We start from the raw sequence: 13,382 nt of genomic DNA, 5'->3' as shown, positions 1-13,382 counted from the left end.
CCCTAGCGGACACCGTGGCGGGCCTTGAGCGCCGCGACGTCCAGTTCGATGTCATGGGTAATCGGGTGGCCGGGCGGGAGGTACTCGTTCTCCAGCGTGGTTCCGCAGCCCGGGCAATAGAATTCGAGAAGGCGGCAGAAATCCGGGTCCGGGGTGAAGGAGAAGGTCGACTCGGTCAGCGGCGGGTGCGCTGTCTCCATGGGAACCTCAGCGACCAGGCATCCGTGTTTGTAGTTGTTCGTTGCATCGGTCAACTCATGGCCGCAGGAATGGCAGTGCCATTTTTCGCGAGTCAGATCGATATCCAGATATTCGGTGATCCTGACCTTCATTTAATGCATCCTTTCGATCAGAGCGTTGTCGTAGCGATCCACCTTCAGCGACCAGCCTTGCGGGATCACCATGGTGGTTTGCCGGGATTCGACGATGACCGGCCCCGACACCTGGTGACCGTTGCCGAGCAGGTCCCGGTCATAAACATCAAGGGCAATGGCCGGGCCTTGGCGATGCAGGCTGACTTGGCGCTGGCCGCGCCGGGCGGCATGCACCGGCGCCTCGGCGGCCGGCACTTCGCGTGGCAGGTAATGGGCTACCGGCGCCTTGCCAAAGAGCCCCAGGGTGCACAGCGTCAGCGGCAAATCCCCGGCCGGGCCGAGCAAGGCCGTGGCTTTTTCGCGCACGGCCTGGAGTCCTTCAGGGCTATGGTGAAAATCGACCGGGGCCGCTATCTTGGCCTCGCTGCCGGCCGCCGAGCGGACGATCAACTCCAGCTCCCAGGTAATGCTGGCGGCGGAAAAACCTTCGCCGCGCATATCGGCCTCGGCCCGTTGGCGCAGTTCGCCGACGGCCTTGTCGACCAGAGACAGGTCGGCATGGCTGTGCAAAGGCAGATCCAGGCGCCGGTAGTAAAGGTGGCCGACATCCATCAGCGACGATGAATATGCCGAGAACACGGCGGAGAAGGGGGTGACGACCAGGGTCGAAATGCCAGAGGCATGGGCGATGGCGCAGCTATGCAGCGGACCGGCACCGCCATAGACGACCAGCAGCGGGTCGGGGTGCGGGCCCATGTCCTTGCGCAGGTCGCTGAGTTCGCGACCGACATCGGCCTCGACCGTTTCCTTGATCAACCAGGCGGCTTCCTCAACGGAAATCCCGAGTGGCTTGGCGACGTCCTGCTCAATCGCCGCGCTCGCTTTTTCGCGATCAAGTTTCTTGCTCCCACCCAGGAAATAGTCCGGATCGAGCCAGCCCAGCACGAGATTGGCATCCGTCACCGTCGCCCGCTTGCCACCCAGGCCGAAACAGGCCGGGCCGGGCAAGGCGCCGGCGGACTGCGGACCAACCCGCAAAACGCCATTGACCACCTCGGCTATCGACCCGCCGCCAGCGCCCAGGGCGCGAATAGCCAGCATCGGCAGGTTGCAACCGAAGCCTTCGACGTCCGGACGCAGCGCATAGCTCGGTTCGCCATCCACCACGAAGCCGATATCGAAGGAGGTGCCCCCCATGTCGCCCGACATGACGCAGCGCGCCCCGTAAAGCGCCCCGATTTCCTTGGCGCCCAGCAAGCCGGCGGCCGGCCCGGAGTTGTAGGTATTGATCGCCCGGGTTTTCGCCACACGGGCAACCGCACCGTTGTTGTGACCGATGAACAGGTGACCGCGATACTGCTGCCGCCGCAGATCTTCTCCCGCCTTGTAGAGCAGGCGGGTCAGCTTGCCGTGAATGTAGGCATTGAGCGATGCGGTATTGATGCGCTCCTGATAGCCGGGGCGCTGGACGATATCGCTGCTGAGGAATACCGGCACCGAACCGAGATAGTCGCGGGGATATTCCCGCTTGATGCTTTCCCGGACCACGCGCTCGTTCTCCGAATTGACGTCGGCGTGATTGAGCGCGATGACCAGGCAGCGGGCCCCCCGGTCAATCAGCGACTGCGCGGCGGCGAGGACCTGGTCTCGTTCCGGAACCCGATGAACGACACCCGCTTCGCTGGTTTCCTCGTTGACCGCCGCCACCATGCTGGCCTCGACCACGGGCCGCTTGCCATCGCCGGCATGGGTCGGGCACAGCCCTTCAAAACCGGCCGTGACAATCAGGCCGATCTTTGGACCATCGCGCTGGATGATCGAGTTGGTACCGATGGTGTTGGAAAACCGGATGATATCCGTGTCATAAAGAAAGTCGCCCAAAGGCACTGCGAAGGCCTTGGCGGATTCCTTGATGCATTCCATGAAACAAACGGTCAGATCGTGTGGCGTGGTGGGGGTTTTGACCGTCCGGAATTGATCACCCCGGGTGATGAAGCCATCGGTAAAAGTGCCGCCTGTATCGATATCGACTGTAAAGCCCATACACATTGTCTCCTTTATGATTTTTTTCGGGTTCAACTCGTTCAACTGCGTCCTGGCGGCACTCCTACTGCCCCGTAGAGGATGAAGGTGATCATTTCGTCATAGATTTGTTCGCTATCAAGCGGGCCATCCGGGCGATACCAGCGGAGTTGCCAATTCACGACGCCGAGGATGTTGAAGGCCAGAATCTTGGTGCTGCCGGTCTTCACCCACCCTTCCTGCTTCAGTTCATCGAGGATGCGTACGTAAATGCCGAGAATCCGTTTCTGGATTTCCTTGCTGGCCTTGTCGCCATCCACCGACATGCGATCGTGGCTGATCAGGAACATTTTTGATTCCTTGTGGTAATCGGCCGAAGCCACAAGGTGGGCCCGCAACAGGCGACGAAATCGTTCCAGGGCGTGACCGCCGCCAGCCAGGGCGGCTTCGAGTTTGCCCGGCAGAGCCTTGATCGAGTATTCAAGAATCTCCGACCAGAGGCCCTCCTTGTTCTGGAAGTAGTGATAGACCACCGAGACGCTCACCCCCAGCGTTTTGGCGATATCCCGAATCGAGGTTCCCTCGAAGCCATTCTCGGAAAAGAGATCCAAGGCAGCCTGCAAAAGCTCCTCTCGGCGCCCCGGCTTTTCCTTTTCCAGATCGACGGCACTTTCTTTGACGGTTCCCATATTTCACTTTCATACAAAAATTGTTTTCGCCCCGGCCTGACATCCAGCCTCGAGCACAAACCTTGACTGCCTAATTCCGACTAGAACAGTCGTTCTGTTTCGCATTCTATTTGACAAAACTTTCTTGTCAACACCAAAGCGTAAATATTTTGCAAGAAAACAAATTGCTTTCTAAGTCATTGTTTTAAATTGTTATTTAAAATTAAGCAAAAAATATTTCTGATGGATTTGAAAAAGAACGATTGTTCTATATACTTTTCGGTAAGTCACAATCTTGGGGCGAGCACAGGCCAACCCGGAGCGGATTGATCGTTCTGAAGGCCCATCCTTAAAACCAAAACAGAGGAGAAGTTAGATGAACAGAGTTGCTGGCAAGACCATCCTGATTACCGGTGCCGCCAATGGCTTGGGGCGCGAAACGGCAAAGCTCCTGGCTGCCGAAGGAGCTACCGTCTGGCTGACGGACATCGACGATGGCGGCGGCCGGGAGGTCGTTGCGGAGATCGCCGCAGCGGGCGGCAAGGCCGAATATCTGCATCACGACGTGAGTTCTCCCGAGGCCTGGGATGAGGTCTTTGCCACCATCAAGGGCCGGGCGAGCAAGCTGGATATTCTGGTCAACAATGCCGGCGGGGGAACCTACAACGACATCGAGACCGTCACCTTCGCAGAATGGCGGCGGATCATGTCGATCAACCTTGATGCCACCTTTCTTGGCACACAACTCGCCATCAAGTGGATGAAGACAACCGGCGGCGGCAGCATTGTCAATGTCAGCTCCGTGGCCGCCTTCTCCGGCGCGCCCAACCTGGCGGCATATTGCGCCGCCAAGGCAGGCATCCACATGCTATCCAAATCCGCCGCGGTGTATTCCGGGCAAAAGGGCTATCAGATTCGCGTTAACTCGATTCACCCGGGCTTGGTCGATACCAAGGCCGGCAGGGAAATGGCCATGTTGGCCACCGGCGCATCGGAAGAGCAGGCGATTGAGGCTTTCACCGCCCTCCATCCGATCGGCCGGATCGGCAAACCGATCGACATTGCCAACGGCATCCTCTACCTGGCATCCGATGAATCCAGCTTCGTCACCGGAACCCATCTGATCATTGACGGCGGCTTTACGGCCGTCTGATCAACGTGCCGGGAACGAGAGTTCGGACGCGCCACCCTCCCTTGGGAATGCCGTTGAAATAACGTGGAACGGTAGCGTCAAGCCCGTCCTGAAGTTTGTCTGGTTTGTCAGAGCAGAATTCTGCTCAAAAAAGAAGCCCCGGGATCGTTGATCCCGGGGCTTCTTGGTTTATCGCAACTCATGCTGTCACCCGCTTTTCGTGTGGGCACCACCTATAGACTGCAATTGCAATTCTCTACAAAACAACAGCTTGTCTTGGGCCCAGTACTCTAGGTCTGCAACTCCTAGCCCCCAAAGTTTGCAATAGCGTCTGTACTGGACACCATAGTCTGCAACAGCTTCGCCAAGCGCGCAGAAGTACATATGCCCGGTTTGCCACCTAGCCGCCATTTTGATTCTGGCGCGCAACAATTACCTCTACTAGGGCGGCGGCGCGATCAGGTATGACCTCGTGCGAACACTGGGGCCGGCTGCGAATGATGGACTGTAGTTCCACCGGAGAGACAAACTGGTAGCTGTTCTGAATGTCGTGGCCAATGCGGTCTTCCACTTCGTGTTTCAGAGCCAGCAAGACTGTCTTGCAGTGTCCGCAGATTCGCGTTGCACGTGCCCAGGCGCCTCGGCCCGAGGTTTCCGGCATGTTTGCCAGGACGTTTTGCTTATCGCCAATGTATACAACAGCGCTCTTGTCGCGGTTGCAGGTCGGGCAACGCCAGTTATCTGGTACAGAGTCCCACATGCGCGCTGAGCCTGGTGCCGAGCGGAGCAAGGCCACGTAATTCTGTGGCAGGGGTTTTCCGGACTTGGGTCGCGTCGTGCGCCATTTCGTGAGATTCGGTGCGGAAACCTTGGTCTTTGGGCCCAGCGCGCGTAGCGTTGTTTCGACACCGACCCATCGTTTGATCTCGCGGTCACCAAGCCTATAGCTGTCAGAGTCCAGGGTCGGCACAGGTGCCAGATTCGGAAATGACTCATGCCAGTGAGAATCGCTGGCAGCGGCGTGAGCGACTTGTTCGATTAAGGAAATTCGCAAACGGTAGGCTGGCTCAGCCTTGCGCCAAATGTCGGAAGCGATCGCGGCATTGATCTGATGCGGACGATGATTTCCGTACTGGATGAACTGATGCATCTGACCAATCGAGAAGGAGAATTCGCGAGGCACACCAGTCAGTTTCTTAGCCTCGCTGTCAGCGTGATTGCAGTCCTCGCAGATGAGGACCTCATCGTAGGCAGAAAACGCCCTTCCCATTCGTTCAACTAGACGCAGCCCCTCTTGTTGCGCGACCTGTGTGCCTCGTTCTACAAATGCGCGATTGAAAGCTTCCTCAAGCACCTGGCCCATGTGGTCGTGGTGAACCACCAGTTTGGCGAGAATCTGTCCCTTCTTCCCAATGCGAGATATTTGGAACTTAGAACGCCCGCAGCACGGGCATTTCCAATCTTGGTCGGTACCGATCCAGTTGCTGTTCATTTCAAACTGGGTCACGCCGTGATGGGCTTGGATACGCCTCGTAAGTGGCGAGTCGACGCCATCGATAGTAGTAATTTCGCCGAGTCTCACAGACTCAACAAGCAGATCAAGGGCTTCCTTTTGGAGGGCGGGTAAGCGCTCGAACTCGCGGTGAGTTTGCTCGGTAGCCCATGAGCCAAATTTGCTTGCTTTGAATTGGTCTGTGTTCATGCGTCTCTTCGCATACTGATGAGCTGAAAATACACTGCTTCACGAAAACGATAGGGTATGGCCTCTGTATCTTCCCCGGTTACATGCGAAATCAGGTTCTGCTGAGCACTGATTCGTATCCGACCTGAACGGCTCAAACGACCAGCACCTGCTATTAGTCGCCTTGGCCACCCAAAGGCAAGTAAGCGAGCGGAGTCGTTACCTGGCATCCCACTTCTTCAACGGATCGAATTGAACGCCTGCATTCTACGATTAGCCATATCCCACCTGCCATGGCTAGGGCAAACTACGATCATCAATTCGATAAACTAGTGAACACGCTGCTCTGCACAGGCAGCTCAAGATTGCGCCACAGGGAATTTAAATGATAACCATCTATCTCGATAGCCAGGATTTTTCTCATTTTTCGACCAAGCACAAGGACTATGCGAAGTATGCAGAACTCAAGGGGGAATTACTGCAACTGAAAAAAGCAGGCAAGGCACGCTTTGTTTTCAGTGACGTACACATCTACGAGGCGTACCCAAAGGACGGCAAGGCAACCGCAAATGGTCTTGAGCGAATTCGTACTGTAGCTGAATTCTGTGGTAGAGACAGCCTGCCGTCGTTCACTACGCTGTTAGAGCACGAAATTACAGTGGATCTCTGTAAAAGGCGTGGAGATCAGCCTCCTCCGCTCTCCACTAATTGGTTTCCTGATATTGGAATACGCAGCCAACCCCTGGATCGTCCTGAGCGAGGCAACCGCGCTGAAAGGCGTGGCTTGAATCGGACATTGCGCCGGAAAAAGAACATGGAAGCCGTAATGGCAGAGTTTCGCCAGACGTATCCCTTCCTTAAGGATACAGCGGTATTTTTGAAATACTACGGGCATCAAACGGAATGGGAGGATGTTGTCTGCATGGTTGAGGATAGTATTCAAGATATTGAGTCGTTCTCTTTATTCCTGACATCCAGTTCTGATAACGGATTAGATCTTCCGAACATACTTAGAAGCGGATATGAGTCTTATGTTAATGCGGTAACTGCGGTCAGGAGTGAAGTCGCATTGCGTGCCAGCGCCGCCCCGACTGGCGAACAAAAATCCGTGCTTACAGTTGAGATTAATCAGGAGTTGGATAGGCTGGTAAAGGAACTTCGCGGATCAATCGTTCCAAAATTGATGACCGATCTTAAAGATTTCGATCCAAATCGAGATGTGGTAACCGTCAGCGACACTATGCTTTCCTTTGATGCTCTCATCAGATACCTAGCGGAGCTCATTCGTAGATCTTCGCAGATCAGTACACCGCGCAAGCCCCTCGGTAGCGACCTTGCTGACGCATTTCACGTCACATACTTCCCTATTGTGGATGTATTTCGAACGGATGCGGCTGCTGCCGATGTGTTGGGGCGTCTGTATCCAGATCGCAAAGCAGACGTCATCGGAGATGTCTTTCAACTACCGACTCGGATCATGGCCACTACGTAACTTGCAGTGCGCTGGTCAGCTAGCCAATTCAGATTTTCCGAACTGGAGTGTCACGAAGTGGCCGTTGGCGATCTCAAGCAATTGGCTTGCTAAGGCCGTCGTCGCCGCTCGGTCACAGAGACTCGATGCTCTGATCCAGCTTGAAATCGGGTGACGCTGCAAGCCCCCCAATGGCCAGCTCGCGCGGCTGCGGGGGCAACGTCCGGGCCATTCAGCGCTGGAAGACGTTGTCGTGGTGGTATCTCAGATAAACGTCAACGCCCTTGGGAACGAAGCGCAGTGGCTGGGGCAATCCGAGCACTTCGCGATGGCGACCGTCCAACCGGGGGGAGAGGTGCATGTTTCCGTTGTCGTCAAAGGTGATAAGCCCCTTGTCGAAGAGCGCATCGAGGTTTGCCGACAACAAAAGCCCGTTGAGGCGATCGATCTTCTCCTTCGGCGTGGATGTTTTCCACGGCTTAATGTGTGAGGCGATGAGCAGTTCACGGCAATCGATCCCGCTGACCGCGCAAGCGCTGTTCCACACCCGCATGAGGTTCTCTCGAAACAGGCCCTGGCCTCGCCGTGCATTCGCTCGGATGAGCACGTCGGTAATCGGCTCCTCGCCATCGGGGCGGTCATCGGCGTCGAGGATATCCGTTGGCGCACTCTGCACCGCATCCGCGAGGCGCGCCCACTTTTCGGTTCGCTGATTCGGAGGAACAGAGTCGAGCACGCGACCAACGGTGGGCAGATCCCATTCCGTATAGCTGCCAAACATGCTCAGCAGCTTGCTCTTGCCGGTGATTACTTGTGCGTTGAGCGTAATCGGCGTATCGAGCCACCAATAGAAGTCGTCGGGGCAGATCCAGTTGGGGATCCAGTGCAAATCGCGTCGCCAACCCGTGAGGAAGCGGCGCAGGTTGCCGCCATATTGCTCTTGCACATTCTCGACTGCCCAAGCGTCCTCCCATAACTCGCCCAGGTGAAGCTCTTGAATGATCTCTTCGCGCTGCGCCTTATCGCGTTTTTGCGAGAGCCCGATCGCGTTACCTGCAATGCCGACGAGCTGCTGGACGCCATCATGTGAGACAGTCATAAAGACAAACGTCTGCCCCGCGTTTTCGTCGAGTGGTGCGGAGCCAATCTTTTCCGTGTGGAAGACTCGAAAATGCTCTCGGCCCCGCTTGAGCAGCAGTTGCGGCGAATTGTTCCACTCTTCGTGTCCATAGCCGCTCTCTCGTGGGTAACCACTTGTGGCGATCACGCCTGAGGGGCGTAGGTAGTGGTAGGTATTCCAGAGAATCGGTTTTTGGATGAACAGCGCCATTGCATTACTCTCATCTTTCCGAAATTGTTATTGGTGGCAGTCGCTTAGTATTGCAACGACCGTAGCCGATTAACCACCTTTTGCACTCACATGAACGGCTAAGGTTACTTCTCGGACGATTTTCGGGCGCGACTTTCTCTGCTGCGCTTTGGTTTTTGAGTTGTGGGCAATTCTTGCTCGACAAATAAGCCAAATTGTTTGTTTGCCTCTGGCACCTGCTTCTGCAGCAATTCTTGAGCCTGTCTAAGCATTTCCAACACCCGAGCAATCTCTTTGGTATTGTCTACGTTAGTAGGTTTAGCTGGCTCGGTTGGCGTTTTGGAAGCCTCGTTGCGCAGCTTGGCACCAAAATGATCTTCTAGTCTGAACTGGCAGATCACTCCAGGGAGTAATTCAATAGCCAATCCACTTGGGAAATTTCTGGGAAGCATGGAAAACGCCTCGGGTGAATCATACGTACGCGCAAGCCAATCATATTCGATCCAGCAAATGTCGGCTTGAACAGGTTCATCGAGGCGAAAGCATTGTCTCAATGTGCGTTCAACCCCCTTTACCTGTTGGCTCCATGCCTTATCCCAATACTGCTGGCCAACCATGCCAGCAAGTAGGCCATACCAAGGGAATGCATCAGGGAAGTCTTGTGCTACCGGTCCTAGTAATTGAATGTGGCTGGTTCCTCTTCCGGCTAATAGTGCAGCTACAGCAAAGCACAAAGCTGAATGGCTTCGGCTAATTCGATTATGTTTTGATTCCGCAAACAAATAATCAACTATCGAGTCAAATCCTTTAACCCGCTCCTCGGCCGAGTCGCTCAAAAGCAATTTATTGCTTTCGATTAATGCCAATACTTGAGGGGCGAGAATTTTTAATAGACCGAGAAGATAAGTAGCGAAATCGGATGATCCAATCGCTATACGTTCCACAGCAAATGCGGCAGACCAAATAGGCTTGAGTAGTGCTGTTGAGATGTTCTTGCGGCCAAAACGTGAGTTATTTTCCACAAAAGATAGGCGATCAGCACATTTATTTCTCAGCGTATCCCGATGTGGGTAGAGGAGAGTTGTACGCGCTATTGCAAAGGAAAAGCAAGCCGACGCTCTAGAAAGCGCAATAGTCGACACATCTTGATCGGAACTGACTTGCCCGAGCATTTCTCCCAACACTAATGATGACCATAAGGAATTTACTGGGCCGATCAGCTGTGAAGATGGTTGTTCAGAAGCAAGGTCCAACCAATCGTCGGTGGAGAGCACCCTACAAAATTGTGATAATGGAAACGCCTCTTCAGCGTACGTTGAAATCCATGCTAGGACTTCTTTTCTGGCCGATCCAACAAGCATTATGCTTGGAAAGGATGACTCAACAACCCCAGTCAGGTTCGCTATACCCAAGACAACATCCTTGGAGCTTGTAGCCAGAGGATTGGGTAGCGGAGAACCGGAAGGTTTCTCGATGCCCATCAGGATGGCCGGTAGCGATTGACGTTCTACTGGGTACCAATCGATCGTAATTGCAGTGCTCATTACAATAAGTCCGCAAGGGATGGTGGTGGGGTCTGCTTCGCAAATGCGGTTGCCACTGAACCGAGAATTTTGCCTGTATGGTACCCATCTAGAGCTGTCTTGGCTCTTGTAACGGCCATGAATATCAATTCTCGACGTACCTGAGGATACTTGAGTTCTTCGAGTCCGTAGAGATGTACGGCTCGGAATTCGGTTCCTTTTGCGGACTTGAATGGAAGTACATGGATGAGTTTTCCTGACTGAAACGAATGCTCAACTCCGTCTTCTGTGTGATAGGCAATAGATTTCGCTAATGGTGTTCGCTCGAATTTCTCTTGCAGTTCTGTCACCATGAATCGGCGAGGAACTAGGACTCCCAACCCCTCTCCGGGATAAGAGCGCAGTTGCAACTCCAAGGTCTTGTACATGGTTTCGAATTGAAGCTCACGACTGGCGCATTCATATAAGTTCGAACGAGATTTCAATTCTTCTTCATTGTATTGAGAGTTGGCACGTAGTTTTTGAGCATCCTCTGCAGGTTGCAGGGCTCGGTCTGCAACGTCTGCTACCGAGAGACCTATGCGGTAATGGTACTTTAATTCGGTCTTGATAAAGCCCAGAGGCTCAAGAGCATCAACGGTTTGGCCTGTCTCATAGATCATTTGCTTCGTATCGCCAGCTACCGTAATACGTTCTGAAAGTTGCATTAGCAGCTTGATTTCATCGAGTAGCAGATCTTGTACTTCATCGACTAAAACTGCGTCATATAGATTTTTCCCGCCGATTCTTTCGTTGGCAGTTTTCAAAATTTCCAGAAGTTGGTTTCTTTGGACGTCAAATGATGCATTTCTGTCGTAGCTCTTCATTAAATCAGGAGCATAGATGCCGCAATGAGTCAGAGCCCAAGATTTGAAGGTCTGAATTTGATCTGTACCAAGATACTTTCGTTCAGCGACGCCCGTGCGAATAAAATCCTGTAGCGCTCTTGTAAAGGTCAGCACTAAGACGTTTTTTAAACCATTCCCATAGATGTAGCGAGCTCTCATTACCAACAAATTCGTTTTTCCACATCCCGGGGGGCCAACCAAAAGGTGCTTGCCATCGGCATCGAATCCTACAAACCGTTTTTGGTCTGCGTCCATTTGTTCGAGTTTTGTCCACCAGCTATTTTGCATTTCTTACCTCTGATTTTGGTCTGGCTGCATCCAAGTTAACGAAACTAAGTCGGCTCCTTCAGAAATATTACCCGTCGCTGTAAGAGCGCTGTGCTTTATTAGAATTTCACTTACGGCATCAATCAGTAATTCAACTAACAGCACTTGACTGCTGCCATCCAGGTCATTCTCGCCAATGGCTTTACGCTTGCCACTGAGTTCAGTTCCATCGAGCTTAGCTGTCGCTATTGCTGCTAAATGTACCGACGCAAATTTTTCCCTTGTTCCTGATTCCCAGCTAAATTCAATAGCCAACGCAACTCCAAGAGGTTCGTCGGCTAACGATAAAACGATACTAGCTCGTCCTTCAGTAGTGGGAAGCTCTGAAATTCTTAACTGTGGTGAGTATTCGCTTACTAGTTTTTGGCGAAGCGATTGAATTAAATTTGCTGCGGAAGATTCACGAATACGGTGCAGCTCGTGAATACGTGTTTCATCGACAATTGCGCGATCAGTTCTTGCTCCACGAGCCGCTAATGTTCGTTTTAACTGATCTCTTGGCGATAAAGCTCCGCCTTTGAAGTCTGGCCAATCAACGATCTGTAAGCGAAGTGAACTGTCTTTCGTTAGACATCGTGCAGCCAAGGCTGCCCATTCTGCAACCTTGGGAGAAACGCCATCGAAATTTGCAGTTTCTCTCATGACTGACATTGCTAATGCATATTTATTGTCAGCTGCTACGGATTTTTCAAATAGTGGACGTTTGCACACTAAATCATGTAGGACGCCACCAACCTGATACAACGTGAGGGCTTTCCATAATTCCGCGGATGGCGGCTCTAGGCGGAAAAGATATTCTGGAGAGCTATATTGTGCAGTTGCGATGAATGGCCGTCGCTGACCATGGTCAGTGGCATCTGCTCTCTCTTCGTCGGTCGAGATTTCGCGAACAACACCTAAGTCCAGCAGTTTTAGTTGCGTGAAGTCTTCAGATACCAATATGTTTTCTGGTTTGATATCGCGGTGGACAAGCCCAAATTGTTCTAGAAAGAGTACTGCTTCGACTAATTGCGAAATTAATGAAGGTATGGATTCATCGGGGACCTTGCCGAGAACCTTCTTTAGTTCATGGCCGGCGAAATACTCCATTGTTAAAAAACATGTCCCAAGGTCTTCATCAACGGCAAGCGTATCGATCATGGAGGGGCAATGGTGCCCAATGAGTCGTTTTTGAAGACTCAAGCGATGTTGCTCTGCCTGGGCACCATCTGAGGCAAAAAATTTAGGATCGTATACCTTGAGTGCACGCACAACATTGGCTTGCTCTAACTTAAATACGACCGCAGATCCTCCGTCACCCAGTTGGGCGCTAATCTTCCCACCATCTCGTTGTGCAATGAATTCCTCTGCAAGAGTTCGGGCGTGTGCAATGTCATCAGCCTTCACGGAAAACCTCCTTGTTCGACTTCCCACTTTTTTGACCAAACACTCGTCCAAAGGTGATAACCGAATTAAATGAGTGTCGATTGCTGAAAGTTGTCAGCTATGCGGTTTTGATAGATTTAATCTTGAATTTTCGACTTTTGCTCTCATCGCTGCAATATGACGAAAGGCATGTCGATGGGTCTGTGGGTTCCTCCGTGGTGTGCCAAACGCCTAGTTGTGAAATCGCACTAAATTGATCGGCGACGCCTACATCAAGAACTGGGCACTCATCTAAGACAACCCGCTGCGTCCGCTGCTGGCGCCGGCCTATGATCTGGTGTCGACCGTGACCTACACCACTCACGACACTTCGGTGGCCTTCAACATAGCCGGGGTGAAGCTCTTCCGGGTCATTAAGCTCGACACCTTCGCCGAGTTGTTCAGCCGGATTGGTATCGTTGATCAGGTTCGGGAAGAGGTCATGGCAGATTAGCTCAGAAATGAGATTGAACGATCTGTCTGTGACTGCCGATGCCCATGTGGGTATCGGCGGTTTTTGTGTGGGTCGGGCTTCTTGCCTGAGGGAGCTCCAAAAAGCAGGACAACCCGATTGCGAATCGGTATTTTCAGATCGGTCTCTGTTAGAGCGATAATTATGAATATTGCCTAGTCATGCCAAGCGA

The 13,382-nt window shown here is 53.0% G+C and carries 11 protein-coding genes; 3 read left to right on the top strand and 8 right to left on the bottom strand.

Going from position 1 to position 13,382, the window contains the following annotated elements:
• Positions 1-2: 2 nt before the first annotated feature.
• Genes KI611_RS16855 through KI611_RS16845 form a run of 3 tightly spaced genes read right to left on the bottom strand, consistent with a single transcriptional unit; the run spans position 3 to position 3,025 of the window.
• Positions 3-332, bottom strand: a complete 330-nt coding sequence (locus KI611_RS16855) for an acetone carboxylase subunit gamma (protein ID WP_226416808.1) — start codon at positions 330-332, stop codon at positions 3-5.
• A complete protein-coding gene (locus tag KI611_RS16850) occupies positions 333-2,357 on the bottom strand; it encodes a hydantoinase/oxoprolinase family protein (protein ID WP_226416807.1) in 2,025 nt (674 codons plus the stop codon). It abuts the gene before it with no gap.
• A gap of 41 nt (positions 2,358-2,398) precedes the next feature.
• Positions 2,399-3,025, bottom strand: coding sequence for a TetR/AcrR family transcriptional regulator (locus KI611_RS16845; protein WP_226416806.1), 627 nt, complete (start codon positions 3,023-3,025; stop codon positions 2,399-2,401).
• A 355-nt stretch (positions 3,026-3,380) separates the two neighbouring features.
• On the opposite strand from KI611_RS16845, the gene KI611_RS16840 reads away from it, so the two are divergent.
• A complete protein-coding gene (locus tag KI611_RS16840) occupies positions 3,381-4,157 on the top strand; it encodes an SDR family NAD(P)-dependent oxidoreductase (protein WP_226416805.1) in 777 nt (258 codons plus the stop codon).
• A gap of 379 nt (positions 4,158-4,536) precedes the next feature.
• Here KI611_RS16840 and KI611_RS16835 read toward each other — a convergent pair whose 3' ends face one another.
• Positions 4,537-5,838 carry a hypothetical protein gene (locus KI611_RS16835; RefSeq protein WP_226416804.1) on the bottom strand — a complete coding sequence of 434 codons (1,302 nt, stop codon included), beginning with the start codon at positions 5,836-5,838 and terminating at the stop codon, positions 4,537-4,539.
• A 364-nt stretch (positions 5,839-6,202) separates the two neighbouring features.
• Between KI611_RS16835 and KI611_RS16830 the strand changes: the two genes are divergently transcribed.
• A complete protein-coding gene (locus tag KI611_RS16830; RefSeq protein ID WP_226416803.1) occupies positions 6,203-7,309 on the top strand; it encodes a hypothetical protein in 1,107 nt (368 codons plus the stop codon).
• Positions 7,310-7,520: 211 nt separating this feature from the next.
• On the opposite strand, the gene KI611_RS16825 is transcribed toward KI611_RS16830, so the two are convergent.
• From KI611_RS16825 to KI611_RS16810, 4 genes are all read right to left on the bottom strand, one after another.
• Entirely contained in the window at positions 7,521-8,618 is a 1,098-nt protein-coding gene (locus tag KI611_RS16825) for an HNH endonuclease (RefSeq protein WP_226416802.1), read from the bottom strand.
• A 104-nt stretch (positions 8,619-8,722) separates the two neighbouring features.
• Positions 8,723-10,141 (bottom strand): hypothetical protein, encoded by a 1,419-nt coding sequence (locus KI611_RS16820; RefSeq protein WP_226416801.1) that lies wholly within the window; start codon positions 10,139-10,141, stop codon positions 8,723-8,725.
• On the bottom strand, positions 10,141-11,295 hold the full coding sequence (locus tag KI611_RS16815; RefSeq protein WP_226416800.1) for a UvrD-helicase domain-containing protein: 1,155 nt from the start codon (positions 11,293-11,295) through the stop codon (positions 10,141-10,143). The genes KI611_RS16820 and KI611_RS16815 overlap by 1 nt, the downstream gene beginning before the upstream one ends.
• 3 nt (positions 11,296-11,298) lie before the next feature.
• On the bottom strand, positions 11,299-12,720 hold the full coding sequence (locus KI611_RS16810) for a serine/threonine protein kinase (RefSeq protein ID WP_226416799.1): 1,422 nt from the start codon (positions 12,718-12,720) through the stop codon (positions 11,299-11,301).
• A gap of 325 nt (positions 12,721-13,045) precedes the next feature.
• On the opposite strand from KI611_RS16810, the gene KI611_RS16805 reads away from it, so the two are divergent.
• Positions 13,046-13,192, top strand: coding sequence for a hypothetical protein (locus KI611_RS16805; RefSeq protein WP_226416798.1), 147 nt, complete (start codon positions 13,046-13,048; stop codon positions 13,190-13,192).
• Positions 13,193-13,382: the final 190 nt, after the last annotated feature.

Origin of the sequence: Dechloromonas denitrificans (genome assembly GCF_020510685.1) — a bacterium.
Classification (GTDB): domain Bacteria; phylum Pseudomonadota; class Gammaproteobacteria; order Burkholderiales; family Rhodocyclaceae; genus Azonexus; species Azonexus denitrificans_A.
Note: the sequence above shows the minus strand (reverse complement) of the source record. Positions and strands in the feature narration are given on the sequence as shown.